Origin of the sequence: uncultured Aquimarina sp., from assembly GCF_947492965.1 — a bacterium.
Taxonomy (GTDB): domain Bacteria; phylum Bacteroidota; class Bacteroidia; order Flavobacteriales; family Flavobacteriaceae; genus Aquimarina.
The window spans coordinates 625,750-651,911 of sequence record NZ_CANLOZ010000001.1; the positions used below are offsets into that span (position 1 = coordinate 625,750).

General features: G+C 32.9%; 12 protein-coding genes and 2 tRNA genes. 12 read left to right on the forward strand and 2 right to left on the reverse strand.

What is annotated here, in order from left to right:
* Nucleotides 1-29 precede the first annotated feature (29 nt).
* On the reverse strand, nt 30-590 hold the full coding sequence (locus Q1B37_RS02625; RefSeq protein WP_299895083.1) for a hypothetical protein: 561 nt from the start codon (nt 588-590) through the stop codon (nt 30-32).
* 85 nt (nt 591-675) lie between these two features.
* Nucleotides 676-1,212 (reverse strand): TrmH family RNA methyltransferase, encoded by a 537-nt coding sequence (locus Q1B37_RS02630; protein WP_299895085.1) that lies wholly within the window; start codon nt 1,210-1,212, stop codon nt 676-678.
* 194 nt (nt 1,213-1,406) lie between these two features.
* Between Q1B37_RS02630 and mutS the strand changes: the two genes are divergently transcribed.
* The 12 genes from mutS to Q1B37_RS02690 all read left to right on the forward strand — a co-directional run bounded on the left by mutS (nt 1,407) and on the right by Q1B37_RS02690 (nt 26,127).
* Nucleotides 1,407-3,998 (forward strand): DNA mismatch repair protein MutS, encoded by a 2,592-nt coding sequence (mutS, locus tag Q1B37_RS02635; protein WP_299895838.1) that lies wholly within the window; start codon nt 1,407-1,409, stop codon nt 3,996-3,998.
* 229 nt (nt 3,999-4,227) lie between these two features.
* Nucleotides 4,228-4,299, forward strand: a tRNA-Gly gene (locus Q1B37_RS02640).
* A 19-nt stretch (nt 4,300-4,318) separates the two neighbouring features.
* A tRNA-Leu gene (locus tag Q1B37_RS02645) sits at nt 4,319-4,402 on the forward strand.
* Between the two features lie 246 nt (nt 4,403-4,648).
* Complete coding sequence (locus tag Q1B37_RS02650) at nt 4,649-6,106, forward strand: glycoside hydrolase family 26 protein (protein WP_299895088.1); 1,458 nt, start codon at nt 4,649-4,651, stop codon at nt 6,104-6,106.
* 83 nt (nt 6,107-6,189) lie between these two features.
* On the forward strand, nt 6,190-8,292 hold the full coding sequence (locus Q1B37_RS02655) for a thioredoxin domain-containing protein (protein ID WP_299895091.1): 2,103 nt from the start codon (nt 6,190-6,192) through the stop codon (nt 8,290-8,292).
* A 597-nt stretch (nt 8,293-8,889) separates the two neighbouring features.
* Nucleotides 8,890-11,778 (forward strand): DUF5060 domain-containing protein, encoded by a 2,889-nt coding sequence (locus Q1B37_RS02660; protein ID WP_299895094.1) that lies wholly within the window; start codon nt 8,890-8,892, stop codon nt 11,776-11,778.
* A 15-nt stretch (nt 11,779-11,793) separates the two neighbouring features.
* Nucleotides 11,794-15,957, forward strand: a complete 4,164-nt coding sequence (locus Q1B37_RS02665) for a hybrid sensor histidine kinase/response regulator transcription factor (RefSeq protein ID WP_299895097.1) — start codon at nt 11,794-11,796, stop codon at nt 15,955-15,957.
* 542 nt (nt 15,958-16,499) lie between these two features.
* Nucleotides 16,500-19,502 carry a TonB-dependent receptor gene (locus Q1B37_RS02670; RefSeq protein WP_299895100.1) on the forward strand — a complete coding sequence of 1,001 codons (3,003 nt, stop codon included), beginning with the start codon at nt 16,500-16,502 and terminating at the stop codon, nt 19,500-19,502.
* 10 nt (nt 19,503-19,512) lie between these two features.
* Nucleotides 19,513-21,006, forward strand: coding sequence for a RagB/SusD family nutrient uptake outer membrane protein (locus tag Q1B37_RS02675; protein WP_299895103.1), 1,494 nt, complete (start codon nt 19,513-19,515; stop codon nt 21,004-21,006).
* A gap of 141 nt (nt 21,007-21,147) precedes the next feature.
* A complete protein-coding gene (locus Q1B37_RS02680) occupies nt 21,148-21,306 on the forward strand; it encodes a hypothetical protein (RefSeq protein ID WP_299895106.1) in 159 nt (52 codons plus the stop codon).
* A 148-nt stretch (nt 21,307-21,454) separates the two neighbouring features.
* Entirely contained in the window at nt 21,455-24,766 is a 3,312-nt protein-coding gene (locus Q1B37_RS02685) for an FG-GAP-like repeat-containing protein (RefSeq protein WP_299895112.1), read from the forward strand.
* 71 nt (nt 24,767-24,837) lie between these two features.
* Nucleotides 24,838-26,127, forward strand: coding sequence for a sugar phosphate isomerase/epimerase (locus Q1B37_RS02690; protein ID WP_299895115.1), 1,290 nt, complete (start codon nt 24,838-24,840; stop codon nt 26,125-26,127).
* Nucleotides 26,128-26,162: the final 35 nt, after the last annotated feature.

Sequence of the window (26,162 nt, forward strand, 5' to 3'; positions counted from 1 at the left end):
TCGGGAATATCTTTTTAATGACAGGTTATTTATAAGTTTAAAGTAGCCGATATTTCTTTCTCAAATTGTAATCCATCAGTGGTTTCAATAGAAAAGGTGAAGTTATATTCCTGATTTTCGAATTGAGATTTTTCTAAAAACTCGTTTAAAAAATCTACATAAAGAGTCGTTAAATAAAGATCAATGTTATTCGCTATTTCAGTTATTTCGATTAAATTAGAATTGGCGTGGATTATGTTACCATCATATATGAAATCTTTGTCGAGACTTATTTTAAAACTTTCTAAATTTAATTCATTTATATAGGAGGTATTATCACAATATGTATGAAAAGCATAAGCAGAAGGAATGAGGTTAACATTAATATTACTCGACGCGATATTGTTTATGTCGAACCTTGCGATTAAGGTAAACTCTCCTGTTAATACAACTTCAGAATCTGGAGTAGATGTTGTATTAAGCTCAAATAATTCTATACTTCTAATATTTTGAATTTGATATTTTTGTTCAGGGCAGCAACTATAACCGATTACTGATACTAATGAGAATACTACATATAATTTTATTGTAGTGATAATTTTCTTTTTCATAGTCCCCTTTTTTATTTTCAATTAATAGATGAATACTATGAAAAATGGTTGCGTAAGCTGTTGACAAAGATTGAAAGATAGAATCTCAGACTACCTTATTAAACAAATCCCATATAACTATTCCGGCACTAACAGATATATTTAAAGAATGCTTAGTGCCATGCTGAGGTATTTCTATAACAGTATCGCTTAGGCTTACAATATCTTGTTGTACTCCTTTTACTTCATTACCAAATATGATTGCATATGTTTTATTTGGTTCGGGATTAAATTCATTAAGCATTACTGCATTTTCTGCTTGCTCGATAGATAATATTTGTATCTGTTGCTGTTGTAGTTCTTGGACAAGTTCCAAGGTGTTTTCCTTGTATTCCCAATCTACGGTATCAGTAGCACCCAAAGCAGTTTTTTGAATGTCTTTATGTGGAGGAGTGGCTGTGATCCCACACAGATATATTTTTTCAATTAGAAAAGCATCCGCAGTTCTGAAAACAGATCCAATGTTATTAAGACTTCTGATATTATCTAAAATAATAATAAGAGGTGTTTTCTTTGCTTCTTTGAACTCTGTCACCGTTTTACGGTCTAATTCGCTATTTTTTAGTTTTCGATTTTTTTCCATTGCAGCAAAAATAGGATTAATTAAGAATTTCCTTAGATGTACCTTTTAGGGAAATATGATTGTGAATAAAAATGAATAACTCCTGTAGGCTTCTTTTCAAAAAAAAATGAAGATTACCTACTTTAGCCGTTACACAAAATCATATCCCTTTGGCAGCAAAAAAAGCAAAGAAAGAAAAAAAGGTAACCCCTTTAATGAAGCAGTATAATGCAATTAAGGCGAAATATCCTGATGCGTTATTACTATTTAGAGTAGGTGATTTTTATGAAACATTTGGAGGCGATGCTATAAAAACAGCGGCAATATTGAATATTGTATTGACAAAAAGAGGAAATGGCAGTGAACATGAAACAGCACTAGCAGGATTTCCTCACCATTCTTTGAATACATATTTGCCTAAACTTGTAAAAGCAGGAGAAAGGGTAGCGATTTGTGATCAATTAGAGGATCCAAAACAAACCAAAACTATAGTAAAAAGAGGAGTTACAGAACTTGTTACACCAGGTGTGGCTCTAAATGATGAGGTGTTGCAAAGTAAAACCAATAACTTTTTGTGTGCTTTGCACTACGGAAAGAAAGAATTGGGAATTGCTTTTTTAGATGTCTCCACTGGAGAATTTTTAACGGCGCAAGGTGATATTGCACAAATGGATAAATTACTACGTAATTTTAATCCAAGCGAAGTTTTAATTCCAAAACCAAAAAAACAATCTTTTCAAGGTGATTTTGGAAGTGATTTCCATACTTTTTTTCTTGAAGATTGGGTGTTTAAGACAGATTATGCCAATGAAACCTTGCAAACACATTTTGGAACGACATCTCTTAAAGGGTTTGGTGTAGATCATTTACAAGAAGGAGTTATTGCAGCAGGTGTGATTCTTCATTATCTAGGCGAAACACAACATCATAAACTACAACATATAACTTCTATTCAGAGAATTGCAGAGGATGAATATATCTGGATGGATCGCTTTACAATTCGTAATTTAGAATTATACAACCCTAATGCCGTTAATGCGGTTACCCTTATCGATGTGATTGATAAGACTATTTCTCCAATGGGTGGACGAACCTTAAAAAGATGGTTAGCATTGCCACTTAAGAATATTGCAAACATTCATAAACGTCATGAAGTTGTTCAGTATTTTTTGGATAATGGAGATTTACTTCAGAAAATTCAGCATCAGATTAAGCAAATTGGAGATATAGAACGCTTAATTTCTAAAGTTGCTACGGGTAAAGTAAATCCAAGAGAAATAATCCAATTAAAAAATTCATTGGAGGCTATTGTTCCAATAAAAGCGCAGGCGACTAATAGTAAGAACGATGCTTTAAAAGTTATTGGTGATACGCTGCATGATTGCGAATTGCTAAGAAACAAGATCAAAGAAACTCTGAATGAAGAGGCTCCTGTAAATATATTAAAAGGGAATACCATAGCAGATGGTTATTTAGATGAATTAGATGAACTTAGATCCATTGCTTTTTCCGGAAAGGATTATCTAGATAAAATGCTAGAAAGAGAAACCGAGGCTACAGGTATTACCTCTCTTAAAATTGCATCTAATAACGTTTTTGGGTATTATATAGAAGTACGAAACACACATAAAGATAAGGTTCCAGAGAATTGGATTCGAAAACAGACATTGGTTAGTGCAGAACGATATATCACTGAAGAATTAAAGGAATATGAAGCTAAAATTCTAGGTGCTGAAGAAAAAATTCTATTGTTAGAGCAACAATTATTTGGTGACTTAATTGTATGGATGAATGAATACATAAAGCCCGTACAATTAAATGCCAGTTTGATAGGGCAATTAGATTGCTTGTGTTCCTATGCGCAATTAGCAAATGAAAATTCTTATACTCGTCCAACAATAGATGATTCGCATGTTCTTGAGATTAAAAATGGTCGTCATCCTGTAATAGAAAAACAATTACCACCAGGAGAACAGTATATCGCTAATGATGTTTCTTTAAATAGGGAAGATCAGCAAATGATTATGATTACAGGTCCTAATATGAGTGGTAAATCTGCTATTTTAAGACAGACTGCGTTGATTGTTTTGTTAGCTCAAATGGGAAGTTTTGTTCCAGCAGATGAAGCTAAAATTGGAGTGGTGGATAAGATATTTACTAGAGTGGGAGCTAGTGATAATATTTCTATGGGAGAGTCTACGTTTATGGTAGAAATGAATGAGACAGCAAATATTCTGAATAATATATCAGATAGAAGTTTGGTGTTGTTAGACGAAATTGGACGTGGGACTAGTACATATGATGGGATTTCTATTGCCTGGGCAATTAGCGAATTTCTTCATGAACATCCTGCAAAACCTAAAACATTATTTGCAACGCATTATCACGAGTTAAATGAAATGTGTGATACGTTCCATCGAATTAAAAATTATAATGTTGCGGTGAAGGAGTTAAAAGATAATGTTCTTTTTCTTAGAAAACTGGTTCCTGGTGGGAGCGAACATAGTTTTGGAATCCATGTAGCAAAAATGGCAGGAATGCCACAGCAGGTATTACACAGGGCAAATAAAATGCTTAAAAAACTCGAAAAATCTCACAGCAGCGAAGAACTTACTGATAAAATAAAAGGGATTCAGGAAGAAGATGAATTGCAATTGAGTTTTTTCAATTTAGATGATCCATTATTAGAAGAAATTAAAGAGGAAATCGTAAATATTGATATAGATACCCTTACTCCAGTAGAAGCTTTGATGAAATTGAATGAGATTAAACGTATGTTAACCAGGAAGAAAGCTTCTCAGGTTTAGTGAGACTTTGTTTTGGAAAATGAGGGGACAACTTTTTCAAAACAGCTAGTGGAATAAATCCAATTGAAAAACGGGAACTGATTATCGGAAGAAAGATTTGATCTTATTGTGTTGAAATATTGTTAGTTAAAATAAAATTTTATTCTTTTTTTAAAAAAGGCTTTGGTATTATAAGAAATGTTTTAAATTTGCATCCGCAATAACGAATTGCAAAGTTCTTATAAAAACTGCGAAAGTAGCTCAGGGGTAGAGCATCACCTTGCCAAGGTGAGGGTCGCGGGTTCAAATCCCGTCTTTCGCTCTGAGAAAACATATATCACGCTCGGGTGGTGGAATTGGTAGACACGTTGGACTTAAAATCCAATGAACATTAGTTCGTACGGGTTCAAGTCCCGTCCCGAGTACTTAAGAAAACCTCTTGATTAATTCAAGAGGTTTCTTTGTTTTTAGACGTTTCTTTTTATGTAATACTTTTACAACGTTTTCCTTCGAAAAGAGGATATGGAAAACTTTTCATCTTCATTAATTATCACATTTAGAGTTTTTATTTTTTCAAGATTTTAAGTAGATTTTTCGTAATTAATAAAACTATTGTTTTGGTTTTTTGTCCTGTGACATTACTTTACGATTATTAATTATAACATATTATAATGATGATTTTAGATTTTTGTCTTAAGAACATTAATACGATTTACAAAGCCGTGTTGGTATGGGGGATACTTTTATTGGGTAGTCAAATGTACTCACAGCACATCCCTAATGACAACCAGAAATTACTTTTTATAGGCCAAGATCTTTCATCCGTAAAAAATTATAAAGATAACTGTGTAGGGTGTCATCAAGGGCATGGAGAGGTGTCCTATCTTTCTTTTTATACTTTAGAAGAATCTTTTGTTTTTATAGATAATTCTCGATCGATATACTTTGGAGGAATAGGTATGGATAATAGTGGAAATAGGGATTCTAATAATACAAATTGGGGAGCAGGACCTTTAAATTTGTGGACTGCTTCAGAGCGTTCGACCTTGGTAACAATAGGTTTGAGCATTGTCGAAGATGCTTTTTTTGGTTTAGATGGATTACAAAAAATTAGCAACGGAGAGCATGATAGTAAGATCATTAAGATGGCTAATTTTTTTAATAAGTTTCCAGAAACCATTTTTTATCTTAGAATTGGTTACGAATTTGATGGAAATTGGAACGGATATAATTCTGTAAAATATATAAACGCATATAGGCGTATAGTTGATTTACTAAATCAATCTCTGAATCAAGAGAATGTTGATTACGTTTGGCAATCGTGTACTTCTCCAATAGATGATATTTTAGACGGAGGACAAGAAGATATTAGTACTTATTATCCAGGTGATGATTATGTGGATTGGATCGGAATGTCTTGGTTTTTGAGACCAAATGAAAATCCAACTGTAGGTAGTTTTATTCCGTCTAATCAATTAGCATTGGCAAATGAATTAGTGGGTTTTGCAGAAAGTAAAGGGAAACCAGTTATGATTGCTGAATCCTCTCCTCAGGGATATAAAATAGCTGATAAAACCAATTGTAATATTAGCTCTATATATGATGGTCCGAGCGCTCAAAATTGTATAGTTAGAGTTGCTAGCCAAATATATCAAGAGTGGTTTGAACCGCTATTTAATTTTATTCAAGCTAATGATCAGGTGTTGGCTTTATCGTATATAAATGCGGATTGGGATAATCAATTCTTGTGGAGTTCCGCTAATGGATATGCATCTGGATATTGGGGGGATACGCGTATAGAAGAAGATGCGAATTTAACCAGTTTGTGGAATACTTCAATTAGTGATCTTATGAATGGATTTTTACAAACCGAAGATCCAACCGATATATTAAATATATTATCCACTGATGAGTTTATAAATACTACTATATTTTCTCTATACCCTAATCCTAGTTCGGATTATATATTTATATCAGGTATTTCCGAAGAATTTAAGTACGAATTATTTTCAGCTACCGGCAAACGTATAATTGCTGGAGAAGGTACGATGATAGATTTAACGAATTTGTCAGAAGGAGTTTATATTCTTAAATCTAAGGGTTTGATAAAAAAAATTGTAAAGATTTAAAAGGTTAATTTTTCCAGATCGATTTTAATTGATTTTAGCAATTAGACAGATGTCACAAGTTATCACGATTTCAAATAATTCTTATGGATACAAAACATCAGCTTAAAAAAAACAGCCTTATTGTAATTATTAGTCTGATGATGATTTTTTTTGGCTGTACGAAAAATGAAAAGGAAGGAGATCGCAGGTATGCTAATAGATTGATAAAAGAAACGAGTCCTTATTTACTTCAGCATGCATATAATCCTGTAGATTGGCGACCGTGGAGCCCTAAGGAATTTGAAGAAGCTAAAACCTCGAATAAACTTGTTTTAGTAAGTGTAGGTTATTCAACTTGTCATTGGTGTCATGTAATGGAAGAAGAAACTTTTACGAATGATTCTGTTGCTGAATTGATGAATCAAAACTTTATTAATATTAAAGTTGATAGAGAAGAACGTCCAGATGTAGATCAAGTATATATGACTGCTTTACAGTTGATGAGAGGTAGTGGAGGTTGGCCTTTAAATGTTGTAACCTTACCTAATGGGAAGCCAATCTATAGTGGTACTTATCATACAAAAAAGGAGTGGATAGAGGTGCTAAAGAAAATTATTCGACTCCATAAGGATGATCCCGAGAAATTGTACAAATACGCAGATCAGGTTACAGCAGGAGTGCAAGAAATAAACAACTTTATCGAACCAACAAAGAAAGACAAGCCTTTAACTAGAGATTTGTTGAAAAAAAGCGTCCGAAATGGTATGACCGATTGGGATAATCAATGGGGAGGGAACAAAGAGGATAAAAAATTTGTTATTCCCAGTGGTATTGGCTTTCTGTTGGATTACGCTATTCTCGAAAATGATCATAAAACTCTAAAACATGTTGAAAAAACTTTGGATAAAATGGCACTTGGCGGTTTGTATGATCATGTAAGAGGAGGTTTTTTTAGATACAGCACAGATAGATTTTGGAAAGTCCCACATTTCGAAAAAATGTTATACACCAATGCTCAGTTGGTAAGTTTATATGCTAAGGCTTACAAGTTTTTTAAAAAGCCTTTGTATAAAGAGGTCACTGTAAAGACTATTGACTTTTTGATAAAGGAAATGAAAAGCCCAGAAGGAGGTTTTTATACAGCTATAGACGCCGACAGTGATGGTGAAGAAGGAAAGTATTATTTATGGGGAGAATTGGAATTGAAAGAGAAGTTAAAAAATGATTTCCGTTTGTTTTCTGAGTATTACAACTTGAAAGAAGAAAATATTATACATTCAAAACAATATCATTTGCTTAGGTCTGTAAGCGATTCACTATTTGCATCTAATCATAATTTGTCTCTTGAAGATTTCAAAAAACAAAAAGGAAAATGGGAAGAGATTATTCTTGAGTTACAAAAAGATAGAACACGACCTAAATTAGATAACAAAATTATCGTCTCTTTGAATTCTTTATTGATCAAGGGATTAACGGATGCTTACCAATCATTCAAGGATGAAACATTTTTGAATGAAGCTATCGAGATTTTTGAATTCTTGAAGAAAAATTGCTTGAAAGATGGGTATTTAATGCATTCTTATGATAAAGGAAATAATAAAATAAGAGGTTTTTTAGATGATTATGCGTTTTTAATGGAAGCCTCAATAGAATTATTTAGTGTTACTCTAGAGGCAAGGTATATTGATTTCGCATTAGATTTATATACTAATGTTGATGCATTTTTTCAGGATACGTCTTCCGAAATGTTTGTTTATAATATCGATGAACAACTTATTTCAAATATTGTTAAAGTAGATGATGGAGTACTTCCTTCTCCAAACTCTGTGATTGCTCATAACTTATTTCGAATTAGCCTTGTTAATCATGATAAGGAACTTCTTTTAAAATCAAGAAATATGTTGTCTCTTATGTTGCCTAAACTTAATGAGAATGCAAATGGTTTCACTAATTGGAATAGGTTGTTGTTACACAATACATATCCTTTTTATGAAATTGCAGTTGTTGGTGATAATGCAGAGAATATTCTGGGTGAATTACAAAGTCATTACGTACCTAATGTTTATATAGTAGGAACAGGAAATGAAAGCACAATTCCAATATTTCAGAATAGGTATCTAAAAGGTGAAACCTTTATATATGTATGTCAAGAAGGCTTATGTAAACTTCCTGTGAAGAAAGTTGAAGATGCAATAGATCTTTTGTGATTTTTGTAGCAGTATCTTTTAATATTCATTATGCATTTTCGATTCATTTTTAATGCAGTTTATTAATCCTAGATTGTCCTATTTTTAAAGTACAAAACGGTAAAAAACCACTAGAAAATTATAAAAATCCTGTAATGCTTCAATAGTTATAGCATTCGCTTCATATATTTTATTTGCTAATATTCATTAATGCTATTTTTGGATTCATTGAATTTTAAGAAAAAAATGAAGAATTTGATAAAATTGGTATTTAATTTTTCTTTAATTCTATATTGTTTAAAATAACTAGGTTGGGGTTTGTAATAGTTATGTATTGGTTTTTGATCAAGACGTTTTTATACATCTAAGTGGTATTTATGTAAAACGTTATTTAATTTCAGTGAAAGTCCATTTGTTTTTATAGCAAAGAGTTTTGTATTCATTCACTTTCTCTCTAGAATAACTTCCATAGTAGTACAAACAATATTTTTAGTTAACAGAATTAATTTAATGAAACATTGATTGTGCGATTAATATTCTAAATCAAAAAAGAATAATTTTCCTACCACATATTACTGGTTTCACTGAATTTGTTTTTTGTTTTAATCTGTTCAAAAGATGAAAAAAATACAACTAATATTGTTTTATGTAATAGTCATTTGCAATACGGTAAATGCAAACGATTCTCAAATAAAAATAGAAGGAGAATTAAAAAAATGGCATAAAATATCACTCTCCTTTTTTGGTAAAGTTATTAGTGAAAATGATAGTGAAAACCCTTTTTTGAATTATAGGCTAAATGTTACTTTCAGACATTTGGATTCGGATAAGGTATTCGTTGTCCCTGGCTTTTACGCAGCAGATGGCAATTCTGCTGAAACTAGCGCCAGTAAAGGAAATGTGTGGAAAGTTAGATTTAGACCAGATGAGACAGGAATCTGGACCTATAAGGTTTCTTTTAGAAAAGGCGACCAGATAGCTATTAATCAAGACATACATGCTGGAGAAGGGGTTGATTTTGATGGAGCAGAAGGAGAATTTATTATTACAGATTTTGATAAAGAAGGGAATGATCCTAGAGCTAAAGGAAGATTACAATATGTAAATGAACGTTACCTTCAATTTACAGAGACTAAAGAATTTTATTTAAAAGGCGGAACAGATAGTCCTGAAAACTTTTTAGGGTATTACGAATTTGATCAAACTCCTGCTTCCCATAAATACTTGTCACATAGAAAAGATTGGAAACAAGGAGACCCTACATGGCAAAATGAAAAAGGAAAAAATATTATAGGGGCACTAAATTATCTCGCCAGTAAAGGAATGAATTCTGTGTATTTTTTAACAATGAATGTACAGGGAGATGGAAATGATGTTTGGCCTTGGAATGATATTAATGAACGTTATCGCTTTGATTGTAGCAAGTTGGACCAGTGGGAAATAGTTTTTGACCATATGGATGAACTTGGGTTGATGCTTCATATTGTCACACAGGAAACGGAGAACGAACTATTGCTAGATATAGGAGAACTTGGGGTACAACGCAAACTATATTATCGAGAGTTAATAGCCAGATTTGCTCATCATTTAGCTATTACGTGGAATTTAGGGGAAGAAAATGGACCAGTGCATTGGTCTCCAAAAGGCCAAAATGATGAGGATAGAAGAGCTATGGCTACTTTTATTAAAAATACGGATCCATATAAGAACTTTGTTGTACTTCATACACACTCTATTAAAAAAGAACAAGAACAGTATTTGAAACCGCTTCTTGGTTTTGAATATATAGACGGTCCATCACTGCAGATTCATGAGCCTAATGAAGTGCATGAGGTAACAAAGGATTGGATTTATAGAGCTAAATATTCGAGTAAAAAGTGGGTAGTTTGTCAGGATGAAATTGGTCCTGCGGATACAGGAGCCAAACCTGATAAAGATGATCCCAATCATAATAAAATTCGATCCAAAGTTTTGTGGGGTAATTTGATGGGTGGAGGAGCAGGAGTTGAATGGTATTTCGGGTATAAATATGACCATAATGATCTCAATTGTGAAGATTGGAGATCAAGAAAATTGTTGTGGGAACAAACTAAATATGCAATAGATTTTTTTCAAAACTATTTGCCATTTTTCAATATGCAGTCTGCGGATGATTTAACTGATAATTCCGAAGATTATGTGTTTGCAGAAAATGATAATCTATATGCTATTTATCTTCCAAAAGTTGCCAAAACAAAATTGAATCTTTATGGCAGTAATAAATCTTATAAAGTACTATGGTACAATCCTAGGACTGGTGGTGGTTTACAATTTGGTACTGTAAAGTTTATTAAAGGCGGAAGAGATGTCTTTATTGGGTTGCCTCCTGATAATAAAGGGGATTGGGTGGCTTTGATAACAGCAAATCAGCAATCGGTCAAACTTAAAACTAAAGAAAAGAATGAAGTAATTGTTCTAGAAGCATTGAAAAATTTTGATACGGAATATTCGAAAAATCAAACTAGATATTTTCGAGATGAGAAGAATAACGCTCTTATGATCAATATTCGAACATCGAATAAAAAAGATCAATATGCTAGTGCTATAACCACGTTTTTAGGAAAAAATAATGTGTATGAAGTGAGTTTTAGTTCAATTGCACAAAAGGGTCTTGAATCGAAGTATGTCATATCAGTCAATGGAACAATAAAAGATACATTGGTGAGTCCCAAAACCAATAAAGATTACATGTTGGTTCAGCATAATCTTGGGTATTGGAGCTTAAATAAAAATGATATTATTGAGGTTTCTTCTGCAATTAATAACTTAAAAAGTACGGTAACTGGAGATGGCGGGTTTAGCACCTCAGGTGGAGGTTGGAGTAAAATGATATTCAGACCCATAGATATGCCTTTAAAAGATGTATTAAAGGATATACAGCCTTTCTATGAAACCAATGGTTTTCTTTCTGTAGAAGCAGAGGCATTCCATTATCGTACCTCCAACGGTACTAAAAGAAATTGGTTCATCAGATCAGAAGATAACTCAGAAGAATTTAATCATATAAATAGAAAGAATCGCTTTTTAGAAGCTAGTAAGAGAAGTTACATAGAAGCATTGCCAGATACGAGGGTAACACATGATGATCCTTTGTTGATAGGAGAAAATTTTTTTCCCGAAGCAGGAAAAGGAGGTGTAGTGGGGTATAAAGTAAACATTACAAATCCAGGAAGATATTATGTTTGGAATAGAGCTTTTTCTACAGGAACAGAGGATAATGGAGTGCACGTAGGTATAGATGGGCAATGGCCTGAGAGCGGAGCTAGAATGCAATGGTGCGAAGGGAAAAATAAGTGGACATGGTCATCAGCACAAAGAGAGCCAGAGAATCATTGCGGTGTTCCCAAAACAATATTTTTAGATATCAAAAAACCAGGAGAATATATTATTCTATTTTCAATGAGAGAAGATGGTTTTGAAATGGATAAATGGATAATCACAACAAACAATAATTTTATTCCGCAATAGGAAGATAGATCAGTAATGAAAGTCAAAACCTTTATAATATTATTAGTCGTTTTTTATAGCACGCAACTACAACAAAGCCTTTGGTCTCAGGATAGATATAGAGAATACGATTTTATAAACATAAAAGATGGAATCTCAAAAACGGCTGTATCCTCAATTATTCAAGATCATTATGGTTTTATTTGGATTGGAACAAATGGTGCGGGTCTTTATCGTTACGATGGAATTGATTACATGTCTTATAAGCACGAACCAAAAAAATCATTATCAATAAGTAGTAGTATGATCTACTGTTCTTATGTTGATAAAAAAAATCGATTGTGGATAGGAACGGAGAATGGATTAAACCTCTATGATCGTGAATTAGATCAATTCACAAAAATTTGTTTAAGCGGTGATATTAAAAAACAATGTAGTGAGGATGTAGCAGTAAGTAGTTTAACAGCTGATAATGAGGGGAATTTATTCGTTGGGGCTTTTGAAAAAGGACTGTTTAGATTGGATATGGATACTTTTATGGCGCATCATGTGCCAAATGTAGGTTCTAGTTCAGAATCTGGGATTTTGAATGTCAATGCTTTAAAAACGGATCATCTTAATAATATCTATGCAGGAACCAACATTGGTCTTAAATATTACAACACAATTTCAAAGGCACTTGAACCATATGAGTTTCATAATGATGATCAATTGATAACCATAAAAGAACCAATTCAATCTTTATTGATTGATAAACAGAATAACATTTGGATTGGTTCGCAATCTTCGGGAGTATACAGATTAAATAGAGAAAAAAGTAATATTATATTTTCGAACTTTCCTGTAACATCAAAACGTATACTATCCTTGCTTGAAACACCTGAAGGATCCATTTTATGTGGTACAGAAAATGATGGCCTGATTCATTTAAATGCGCAGGGTGATATTATAAAAAATTATTCTTTTGATAAAACGAATAGTAATAGCATTCGTTCAAATTCGATTTGGTCCTTATGTCTGGATAAAGATCAAAGGATTTGGATGGGATATTATAACAGTGGTATAGGGATATCAGATCAATTATATGATAAGTTTAAAAACATAGAAAGTATTCCTAATAATACTAATTCTCTAGAAGTAAGCTCTGTAACTGGTATTACGCAGGATCAAGCAGGAAGGTTATGGATGAGTATGGATGGAGGAGGAATTGATATTTACGATTTTAAAGACAATAAATTTATTCATGTAAACAAAGAAAGTAAATTATATGCTGGATTGTTATCAAGGGATATACAAACCGTATTTATAGATAGCAATCAAAATATTTGGGCAGGTAGTTGGAATAATGGTATTTATTTTCTGAAAAAAGGAGGAGATAAATTTGTCAATTTTAGTGCAGAGACCACCAATGGAGAACTTATTTCTAATAGTGTCTTAACTTTTGACGAAGATAATACCGGAAGAATATGGATTGGCACTTTTGGAGGTGGTATTGTTTCATATGATCCCGAAACAAGTAAGATAACTCATCATGATACAAAGGAATTTACAGAGCATGGATTGCATACGGTTTCGATACGCAAAATTTTTGTAGACTCTGAGAATAATGTCTGGGTAGGTTCTGTAAAAGGACTATTCAAAATTGATATATCAGGAAAAGAAAGTTTTTCTATAACTTCGATGCGTGATCAAATGACAGGAGACTACTATGATCCGTTAATTTCTAATCATATTTTATCAATCTATGAAAGCTCCAATGGTTTGTTATGGATAGGGACAAAAGGAGCAGGTCTATGCAAATTTGACAAAACAAAGAACACCTTTTTTTGGTGCAATGAAGAACTTGGGTTAAAAGAAGAAAATGTAGCTGGAATTATCGAAAGTAATAATGGTAATTTGTGGATTAGTGGTAATGAAGGATTGCACAAAATAGATATCCAAAGTGGTGAAGTAACTAATTATAATATCAATGATGGTTTATTAGCCAATGATTTCAACTTTAATTCAATTCACAAGGATAAAGAAGGGAACTTATATTTTGGTGGTTATAAAGGAGTAGATTTTTTCAATCCTGAAGATATTGTTATTAATAATAACTTGCCTTCTCTTTATTTAACTGGTTTTAAACTGTTTAATAAAAAAGTAGATCCGAATGAAGAAAACTCTCCTTTTGAAAAAGTGATTTCAGAAACAGATAGTATTTCTTTAACTCACGAACAGTCCGTTTTCACAATAGAATTTACGGGTATCAATTACACCAGGCCCGAAAAGAATCAATATGCATATTATTTAGAAGGACTGGAAGAAGATTGGAATTATGTAGGTAATACCAGAGCGGCAACCTACACCAATTTAGATTATGGGAATTATACGTTTAAGTTAAAGGCTGCAAACAATGATGGTTTATGGAACGATGAATCACTAAATCTGAAAATTACGATTTTACCGCCTTGGTGGAAAACTAAATGGGCTATTTTAATATATCTTTTTATGTTCTTTTTAGCCATTTATATGTTGAATAAAATAACAAAAGAAAGAGTTAAAGAAAAACAATTAATAAAGTATGAGAGAGAGCAAAGGTTAAAGGAAGAAGAACTACATAAGAAGAAACTGCAATTTTTCACGAATATCTCTCATGAATTTAGAACCCCACTCACCCTAATTATTAATCCACTTATTGATATTGTAAATAAAAAGAACGATCAGTTATCACAGGAAGTTAAAGAAAAACTTTTAGTCATTTATAAAAATACAAATAGACTGTCAAGGCTTATTGATGAGCTGATGGATTTTAGAAAACTAGAAATCAATAAGTTTAAAATACGAGTGCAGGAAGTAGATATTTATGATTTTGTAAAAGAAATAGTAAGTTACTTTGATGAAGAGGCGTTACACAAAAAAATTAACCTTACTGTAGTATCCAATACAGAAAATCTTAGAGTTTGGGTTGATAAGAGTATTATAGAAAAAGTAATTTTTAATCTTCTTTCTAACGCGTTTAAAGTTACTCCAGAAAATGGAGAAATTGAAGTTACTATAAAAGAAAACATTTACACCAAACCAGATGTTGAGAATATTCAAAGTACTTATGAAATAAAAGTTAGAGATACTGGACCTGGTTTAAAAAAAGAACAACTCTCTAAAATTTTCGAACGTTTTTATCAGGTAAATAATCTTAATAAATGGTATTACGGAGGAACGGGAATAGGACTTGAAGTAGTTAGAAGTTTTATAGAATTACACAAAGGACAGATAGCAGTAGAAAGTGAATTGAACATTGGTACGGTATTTACCATAACCCTACCAATTGGGAAGTCGCGTTTTAGTAAGAATGAAGTTTTTCAGGGCAACGAAAATCCAGAAATTATCAAAACACAAAGTATAAATTCACAAGAGGAGGATAATAATTACTTAACTACCGAAGAAGATTCAAAAAAGAGTAGACTCCTTGTGGTTGAGGATAATACAGAATTGAGAGATTATTTAGAACAAGAGTTGCAAGTTGATTATAAGGTTTTTACTGCAAGAAATGGAAAAGAAGGTCTCAAAGTAGCAAAAAATGTAATCCCTGATATTATAATAACCGATGTTATCATGCAGGAAATGGATGGTTTTACTTTTAGCTCTAAAATAAAAGAAAATATCCAAACCAGTCACATACCTATTCTAATGCTTACGGCTAAAACGATGAAGGAAGATCAACTAAAGGGTATTGAGTCTGGTGCTGATATATATCTCTGCAAACCTTTTGAGTTAAGATTTTTAAAATCGCAATTAGCTCGTTTATTATCAAGTAGACAGATTTTATTCAATAAGTACTTTGGTGCGATTACCGATACTGGAATAACCCAAAACCCTACGTCTTTGGACAAAGATTTTATTGAAAAAGTATTAAAATTTGTTAGTGAAAGTATTAGTGATCCCAATTTAAACGTTGAAACTTTAGCATATCAACTGGGGTTAAGTAGAAGTCAATTTTATAGAAAAATAAAAGGTTTAACAGGTGAAAGCGCAACTCAATTTCTTAGAAAGATCAGACTACAAAGAGCAAAAGAAATGTTAGAGAAAGAAGAATGTAATAATATTAGTGATGTTTGTTACAAAGTTGGATTTTCTTCACCTTCCTATTTTACCAAATGTTTTAAAAATCACTTCGGTGTTCTCCCAACAGAAATAGAGCATGTAAATAATGACGGTTAGTAAACTATCATATGCAGATTAAATGATACCTAAAGAGTAAATTGTATAACTACACCTGTATAAATCTCTCTTATTCAAATGAATTCCGATTTTAAAAGCTCAGTAATTTTTACTTGCATTTATAATTAATTGATCTTAAGTCTAGAACTATTGTAGCCTTGGATGCATCATATGTGTTGTTCATATAGGCTGTAGTGTATATGCTACAAATATTATATCATATCTCCTTTTTGTTACATTTTATTAATAATGTGGTTTTTAAATTGTTAAAAATTTGAAAGATTAATAAATGGCTAAAAAGAAATATTCCGGGTTAAAACTTCTTCTCGAGGTTCTCCTTATAGGGGTCATATTCTCTTTGCTAGTTTTTATTTTGAACAGTGTTTTTTGAAAATACGAAGAAGAATGAATAAATCTTTTAAAAGGGACTAAATCAAAAAAGTGCTCAATTTCAGAGAGCATAGAATTATTATCAAAATCATCTAACTAAATGAAAACAAAAATTTTAGAATTAAAATTATTAACAACCAAAAACAAGATTTATGATTAAACTTAAACTCGCAATTATTGCATTAATTATAATTGGGACACAGCATGTTTATTCACAAGACGGTAGTATAAGTGGTACGGTAACGGATGGAGCCAATATGCCACTACCTGGAGTTACTGTATTAATAAAAGGTACGACTAATGGTACAACCACAGATTTTGATGGGATGTATACTATTAACAATGTAAGTGCTGATGATATGATTGTGTTTTCCTATTTAGGGATGACTACTCAAGAAATAATAATTGGGAATCAAACCAAAATAGATATCGTATTAATAGAAGAATCAGAATCCTTAGATCAAGTCGTAGTGGTTGGGTATGGTTCCCAAAGTCGTAGGACAGTCACTGGAGCAATTTCCACTATAGGAATAGATGACCTTAATGAGATCCCACCCGTCACTAATGCTGAATCTGCTTTACAAGGTCGTGCGGCAGGACTTACCATTGCAAATGCTGGTGTGCCAGGTAGCACACCGTCTGTTTCTATTAGAGGGTTAGCCACTTTAGGTGATAACACTCCTTTATTTGTTATTGATGGGGTCATAGCTGGAAACTTATCAGGATTGAACCCAAATGACATAGAAACTATATCTGTATTAAAAGATGCATCTACAACTGCTGTATATGGAGCACAAGGATCTAATGGAGTTATAGTAGTTACCACAAAACGAGGAAAAAAAGGAAGAGGTTCTTTAAGTTTTAATGCCTACACAGGTATACAGACCATTAATAAGCGCTATGACTTGTTGGAAACTGTTGATTACCTTAATTATGTAGCAGAATATGGTGTTTTTCCAAACCGTCCTTTATCTACTTTCCAGACAAATACGGATTGGCAAGATCAAATATTTAGATCTGCATTTATGCAAGATTATCACGTAAGTTATTCTGGAGGAAATGAAACTGGTTCATACCTCTTTTCTGGAGGATATCAAAACCAAGAGGGTATCATTATAGAAACAGATTTTGAAAGATATTCTTTCAGAGGTAATGGATCAAAGAAGTTTGGTAAATTAGAAGTAGGGCAGAATATGTCCATAGCTTTTTCTAAACAAAGACCAGAGCGTCAAGGAGGAGGAAGAACTTTATTGGAACATGCAATCAAGTCAGCTCCTTATTTACAGGTGTTTAACTCTAATAACTTAGGAGGGTTTCAGGGTCCATCATCATCTGCTGATGGTCAGGATGCAGAAAACCCAGTACGAGTTCAAACTCTTGGAGAATCAATAAATAAGACGCTAGGTATTATCGGTAATATTTATGCAGAGTATGAGTTCCTTCCAGGATTGTCCTATAGATCACAGGTAAGTTTAGACTATTTTCAGTTTAACAATAGATCTTTTATACCTTCATATGATGATGATAGTGTACCTGGTAGTACTACACATGCTAGAACATTTGCAGAGATAGGAAGATTTACACAACAGGGACAGACTATAATGCTTACCAACAGTCTAAAATATAAAACTACTATAGCTGATGTTCATCATATAGAGTTGCTAGGATTAGTAGAGAATTTTATGCAGAAATCAGAAAATTTTGGAGCAGGAAGCAGAAACCTAGTTACCGATGAGGTAGATCAAATTGTGGATAATCAATTCTTAGTGGCGGGAAGTGGTTCTGGAGAGACCAATAAATTAGGATACTTAGGAAGAGTAAATTATAATTATGATGATAAGTACATCGTTTCTGCTTCTTACAGGCGAGATGCATCTTCTAGATTTGGAGCAAATAAAAGATGGGGAGATTTTTACTCGGCATCTGTAGGTTGGAATGTAGCTGAAGAGCGTTTTATGCAAGACACACCATTTAGCACTTTGAAATTTAGAGCTAGTTATGGAGAAACAGGAAGTGATAAAATTGGAGATTACAGATTTGCTCCAGCTCTTGTTGGTGGATTTCAATATCCTTTTGATGATACCGTAGGAGAAGGAGTTACCCAAGAAGGAAACGAGAATCCAGATCTTCAATGGGAGACTAAAAAAATATTAAATGTAGGATTAGATCTAGGTATATTTAATCAAAGAATAACAGCGGCTATTGAGTATTTTCAGAATAATAGTGAAGACCTGTTGATTGATATTCCTACGCCTTTATCTAACGGGAATCAGAATGCAACACAAGCAGTAAACCTGGGAGAATCGGAAGCGAAAGGATTCGAAGTAACCTTAGGGTATAATGACAATCAAGGGGATTTTAAGTGGTCTGCTAATTTTAATATTTCTACTAGTAAGAATAAAATGGTTTCTATTGCGGGACAAGATGAAATCCCGTTTTACTCATTAGGAATTAGAGGAGGAGGAATCGGAGGAAATATCAGTAGAGTGACCGAAGGGGATCCTCTATTTTATTTCTTTGGATTAGAGAGCAATGGTATTTATCGTGATCAGGCAGAGGTAGATGCAGATGGATTTTCTGGAGTGGCGCCAGGAGATGTGCGCTACATTGATCAAAATGGAGACGGAGAAATAAATGCAGATGATAGAGTGGATATTGGAAATCCCTATCCAGATGTAATTGCAGGACTAACATTAGATGCAAGTTATAAGAATTTTGATTTTGGTGTTTTGATATCTGGATTTTACGGGAATGAGATTTTTAATACTAACCTTGTAGATCTTAATGGAGGTACAAGAAGACCATTTAATGTGAGTAGAGACTATTTCGAAAATAGATGGACTCCTAGTAATCCTAATGGCTCTCAACCTAGAACAAATGGCGCAGAACAAAATTATGTTATTTCAGATCGTTATGTGGAGGATGGTAGTTTTACAAGAATACGAAATGTAACGTTGGGGTATACCTTGCCAAAGGATGTGTTTGACCAATATTTCTCAAGACTTAGGATCTATTTAAGTGGACAAAATATCTACACTTTTACAAAGTATTCAGGTTTAGATCCAGAATTAAGACTTGATGGAGATATCGGAATTGATAGAGGATCTTATCCACAACCAAAATCCTTTTTATTAGGAGTTCAAGTTTCATTTTAAAATGGTGATTATGAAAAAAATTAAATTAATGACAACATTTCTGTTAGGATTGATGGTTATCAATTCCTGTTCAGAAGAAGATCTTGGGCTGGTGAACCCAAATACATTATCACCAGATACGTTTTTCTCTACAGAAGAGCAAGTGCAATCCGCCGTAAATGCGGCGTATGCTAATCTGCAAACGAATGCTTTATATGGAAGATTGATCTTTTACATGCTAGATAATATGTCACAAGAAAATGCTGGTAACGGACAACAAGAAGCAGATAAAAGAACCTATGCAGAGTATACTTACAATTCTACCAATCAGTTTATTGCTGATTATTGGGATAGCTGTTACAGAGGAATCAACAAAGCAAACTTTGTTATTAATAATCAGGATAGAATTAATGAATTATCAGAAGCAATCTTAAGTGAAACGCAAAAAAATAAATTTATAGGAGAAGCTAGGTTTTTGAGAGCACATTATTACTGGTTATTAGTAACTAGATTTGGGGATATTCCGCTTCGAGTGGATGGTTCTAGTCCAGAAGGATTGCCAAGAAGTCCTAGGGAACAGGTGATAGATTTGATTATTGATGATCTTAGGTTTGCGTCTGCTAACCTTCTTCCCAAAAGTGAAGAACAAAAAGGTAGAGCAAATAGAGGAGCTGCCCAAGCATTTTTAGGTAAAGTGCTATTGTATGAAGGAGACTATAGTAATGCATTAACGTCTTTTAGAGCTATGTCAGGTTATGGATTAGAGACCGAATATTTTGATAATTTTAGAGAAGAAACCGAGCATGGTATAGAATCTGTTTGGGAAGTCGAGTATAATATTAATCTAGGTACAGGTAATAAATGGGATTCTGCTGTTATTGGTCAGGGAGCAAACCATGCAAATTTTAGAGGACAAGATTATGGCGTATTGAATTGGTTTAATGTATATCCTTCTGATGATCTAAGAGCAGAATTTGAAGCAGGTGATAATAGATTTCAAGGAAGTTTTTATGTAGTAGGAGATACTTATAATAATGGAGCAAATACTTTAGTAGAATCAGACTTTGCGGAAAATGGAGGAAATATTAGACCTGCAGCATGGAGGAAATATCAAAATTATTACAAGCAAACATCTGAAAATGAAGAGTCTGGAATTAATATCAAAATTATTCGTTATTCGGATGTATTATTAATGATGGCTGAATGTGAAAATGAGGTAGGAACCCAGTCAGCAGCAGTAGGTCTGATTAATCAGGTTAGGGCTAGAGCGGGATTAGCAGGGCTGTCGACTTCACTTTCTAAGGATCAGGTATTTCAAGCAATTATACACGAAAGAAAGGTAGAGTTAGCTGGTGAACAAGTACGCTTTGATGATTTGTTAAGATGGAATCTTGCAGGTTCTGTGTTGCCTGGTTTATCGGAGAATAGATTTGATCCTTCAAAACATATTTTATGGCCAATTCCAGATAATGAAATATCAACCAATGCCAATATAGGACCTGGTGATCAAAACCCCGGATATTAATCAGCATCGAAAAATGAAAACTAAACTTCATTTAAACAGATTATGGGAATAGTTTGAGTTAGCGAAAAACAGTTTGCAATCATATTGCAAACTGTTTTTTAACAAATACGAAGTATATATTAATGATGGACTACTACACAGTTGGGGCCCACATTGGTGTTTGAAATTGATGATTTTAATGATGATGGTATCCTAGATTTTATAGGGGTTGGAGTAATCTATGAAGCGGAGGTAGAGATCATTCGCTATGATGTCAATGTGGGGTGTATTTTAATTGGAAATGAAAAATGGCACCCTTGATTCCTATAAAGATGTGAACTTTTATATGGGAAAAAATTCAAAAAATATTCATCAAATAAAAACTCCTGGAGATACGCTGTTTTTGGTAGGGAATAACGATGATACTTTGTCAATTTTTAAAAAATAAATTCGAAAACTTCAAGAATTCATGAAGGTAAATAAATTAACAAATCTGGTAGGCTTGTTCTTTTTGATAACCATTTTGTTTGGATGTACAGTGAAAAAACCTGTAGAAGATTCCAAATTATTTTCAAAATTAGATGCTGAAATCACTGGAATTTCTTTCAAGAATACCTTAACCGAAAATGACTCTCTAAATTATTTTACCTATCCCTATTTGTATATGGGTGGAGGTATTGCCACAGGCGATATTAATAATGATGGTTTGGTTGATATTTATTTTACAGGAAATCAAGTAGCAAATAAATTATACCTTAATAAGGGGAATCTGAAGTTTGAAGATATTACAGAAAATGCTGGAGTTCAAGGAGACAACCGATGGTATACAGGTGTAACAATGGCAGATGTAAATGGGGATGGTTTTTTAGATATATATTGTTCTGTTGGAGGTAAGTTTTCGCCAAAAGAAAATCAACTTTTTATAAATAACGGAGATAATACATTTACAGAGAAAGCTGCGCAGTACGGAGTAGCTGATGTTGGTAATAGTGTACAAGGAACTTTTTTTGATTATGACAAAGACGGTGACCTAGATTTATATGTGGCAAATTATCCTCCTACAAAATTCAATTCTCCCACATTTGTGTATGTAAATAAGATGAAAAATGTTTTAGATCATGAGTCTGATCATCTTTATGAGTATGAGAATGGTAGTTTTAAAGATGTCACAAATAAGTCAGGACTCAGAAGTTTTGGACTTTCGTTAAGCGCGACTATTGGTGATCTTAATAATGATTCTTGGCCTGATATTTATGTCTCAAATGATTTTAATTCTCCGGATTACATGTACCTGAATAATCAAGATGGTACATTTAAAGAAGTATTAAAAAAAGCAACTTCCCAAACTTCTTTTTATGGTATGGGTGTAGATATAGCGGATTTTAATAATGATGGTCATTTAGATATTTTTCAGGTAGATATGGATGCCCAGAGCAATAGGCGGAAAAAAACCAATATGGCAAGTATGAATATAGCACTATTTTGGGATGTGGTAAAAGCTGGATTTCATTATCAATATATGCAAAACAGTCTTCAGCTTAATAGCGGGATTATCAAGGATAGTATTCCTTATTTTTCTAATGTTTCCAGAATAACAGGGACTTCGTCGACGGATTGGAGTTGGGGGCCGTTGTTTGCGGATTTTGATAATGATGGTAAGAAAGACCTGTTTATTTCTAACGGTACTAGACGTGAAATTAATAATAACGATTATTTCAATAGCTTGAATAATAGTAAGGTTGAGAAAGACTCTTTATTAACATTGAGTCTCAAAATTCCATCAGAGAAAATAGATAATTTTATATACCACAACAAAGGAGATTTAAAATTCGAACAAGTAAATGATGTCTGGGGAATAGAAGACAAAGGTTTTTCTAATGGTGTTGTATATGTAGATTTAGATAATGATGGAGATTTAGAAATAATTACTAATAATATTGATGATACGGCTTCAGTTTTTGAGAATAAAAGTTCTTCAATTCATAATTATATCGCTATAAGTTTTGCTGGAAATTCTAACAATATGTTCGGAGTTGGAAATCGAGTTATTGTGGAGTCCAATGGACAACAACAGATGCAAGAACTGACGTTAACTAGAGGGTTTCAATCTTCAGTTGCTCCAAAGATGCATTTTGGAGTGGGAAATGCCAAGAGTATTGATAAGATAAAAGTGATATGGACAGATGGAACCACTCAGATATTACATGATGTGAAAGCTAATCAACATATCATTTTAAATCAATCAAAAGCTATTAAAGAGCAGTTGCCTTCTAATCAAAAACAAGGTTTGTTTAATACCATTTCTAACGATAGTATTTTTCCAAAATATAGACATCAAGAAAATTATTTTGATGATTTCGAAAAACAAGTCTTATTACCTCATAAAATGTCAACTACCGGTCCAGTGTTAGCAGTAGGGGATATAAACAATGATGGGTTAGAAGATTATTTTGTGGGAGGTGCTGCAGGATATTCTGGAGCAGTATATATTCAAAACGAAGCTGGATTTCAACGATTGCAAATTCCGGCGTTAGAAAAAGATACATCAAGCGAAGACACTGGGGCAATACTATTTGATGCCGATGATGATGGGGATAATGATCTATATGTAGTTAGTGGAGGGTATGAGTTTTTACCGGGTTCAGACTTCCTTCAGGATAGATTGTATATCAATGATGGACGTGGAGGCTTTATTAAAGATAGATCCGCTTTACCACAATTTAAAACTAGTGGTTCCAAGGTATATCAAGCTGATTTCGATAAAGATGGAAAAAAAGATCTTTTTGTTCTTGGGAGACAAGTACCAGGTAAATATCCCAGCCCTGCGAATAGTTATTTATTAAAAAATAATACTCAAAATGGAAAGGTGAAATTTGATTTCTTCTTGGATATGCAAACAGAAGAATTTAAAGAACTAGGTATGGCTACTAGCGCGGTAATAACAGATTATAATAATGATAGTTGGTTAGATATCATAGTAGTTGGAGAATGGATGCCCATACGGGTGTTCCATAATACAAAATCTGGATTTAAAGAAGTGTCTGAATCTTTAGGTTTAGGAAAGGATACCGTAGGATGGTGGTGGGATATAGCGCAAGGTGATTTTGATAATGATGGTGATATGGATTATGTAGTGGGGAATAATGGCTTGAATTACAAGTACAAAGCAAATGAAGAGGAAACATTTGATATATTTTTAAATGATTTTGATAATGATTCAAATCAGGATATTGTACTCAGTTATTATAACGAAGGTGAGCAATATCCTGTAAGAGGTCGAGAGTGTTCTTCACAACAGATTCCAGGAATTAAGCAAAAATTTAAGGATTATGAAAGTTTTTCCAAGGCAACTCTCAGTGATATTTACACCGAAAAATCGTTATCAAAAGCATTGCATTATCAAGTAAAATCATTTGCAAGTATTTATATAGAAAATCAAGGAAATACTTTTAAGTTACATCAGCTTCCTAATGCTGCTCAGGTATCTAATATTAATAAAATTCTAATCGATGATTTTGATAAAGATAATCACTTAGATGCACTAATAGGAGGTAATTTATATGGTTCGGAGGTAGAAACACCAAGAAACGATGCAGGATTTGGGCTCTTTTTAATGGGAGACGGTAAAGGTAATTTGAATCCAATAAATACTAAAGAAAGTGGATGGTTTATACCAGGTAATGTTAAGGATATGGGTAAAATTAGAGTCAAAGACAAATCATTTATAATCGTTGCAAAAAACAATGATGATTTCCAATTTGTTCAGATAGGACAAGAGTAGTATAAGAACTGACTTTTCCACATTAATTTAGGATATCGCTTCGGATTCATAATTTTTTTAAAATATAGAGAATGAATATTAGATCTTTTTCAATTCTTATTTGTTTGGCAATTCAATGGGCAGTAGCACAGGATAATATGAAAACTATTAATCACAAGTATCTTCTTCAACAATATGCGGGTGAATGGATAAATGGAGATACATTCGCCTCCAACAAACCCAGTGAAAATCCAAATATCAAGATTGTAGTGACTCCAAAACTAAAAGGGCTTAGCTATAATGTAGAGGTTTTTAAAAAGGAAAACGATCAATGGTTTCTATTGCTGTCCGAGATTATAAGTTATGATCAAAATACCAATCAGATAGTAGCATTAGGTAGTAATTCAGATGGAAAAAATTTTGTAGGGAAAGGAGGCTTTTTATCCTATAAAAAATTAATCATGAAGGATCATGATTTCATAGGAAATTTTGTACAAGAAGTAAGTTTTAGCTTTGAAGATGATGGAAGATTATTGCTAAAAGGAGATGCGCCAGGTACTAAAGATGATTGGGAAGGAGTGTATTTTAAAAAAAAGAATAGAAATAAAAAATTTGGAATTCATCTGGTTTCGGTTGATGAAGAGATGCGTAATGATCCTATAAGGACTCTCGAAAAAATTGGACAAATGGGCTACAGTTATGTAGAGACTCATAGATATAAGGACCGTAAATTCTATGGTTTTACACCAGAAGAGTTCAAGGTACTTTTAGCAAAAAATGATCTTACGCTTGGAGGGTCAATGGTGTTTAAGGATCCAGATATAAATAATATTGATCAAACGATGAAATGGTGGGATGAATGTATTAAAGATCAGTTAGCTGCTGGAGCCGAATATATCACCACTACTAATATTAATATAGATATAGTAAAGAAAGCAAGTGGGTTAGAGCAATATGCTAATTATTTTAATGCTATTGGAAAAAAGTGTAGAGAAAACGAAATATTGTTCTTATATCATAATCATACAGAAGAATTTCAAAAAATTAAAAATCAGAGAATTTATGATTATTTATTAGAAAATACAGATCCCGAACTAGTGTATTTTCAATCTGATCTTTATTGGATGTATAAAGCAGATGTCAATCCGGTAGCATATTTCAAAAAATTTCCTGGTCGATTTTTAAGTTGGCATGTAAAAGATATTAAAGAATTAGGTGCCAGCGGAAAAATAGATTTTGAGCATATATTTAGCTATGCTAAAGTTGCAGGTCTTAGGTATAATACGATAGAAATAGAAAACTATGATTACCCTACATTAGTTAGTGCTAGAATGGCCTCAGATTATATACGTTATAGCGATTTTGTGAAAGAAAATTATTGAGATAATAACTCAATTTACACCCTTTTTTATATATA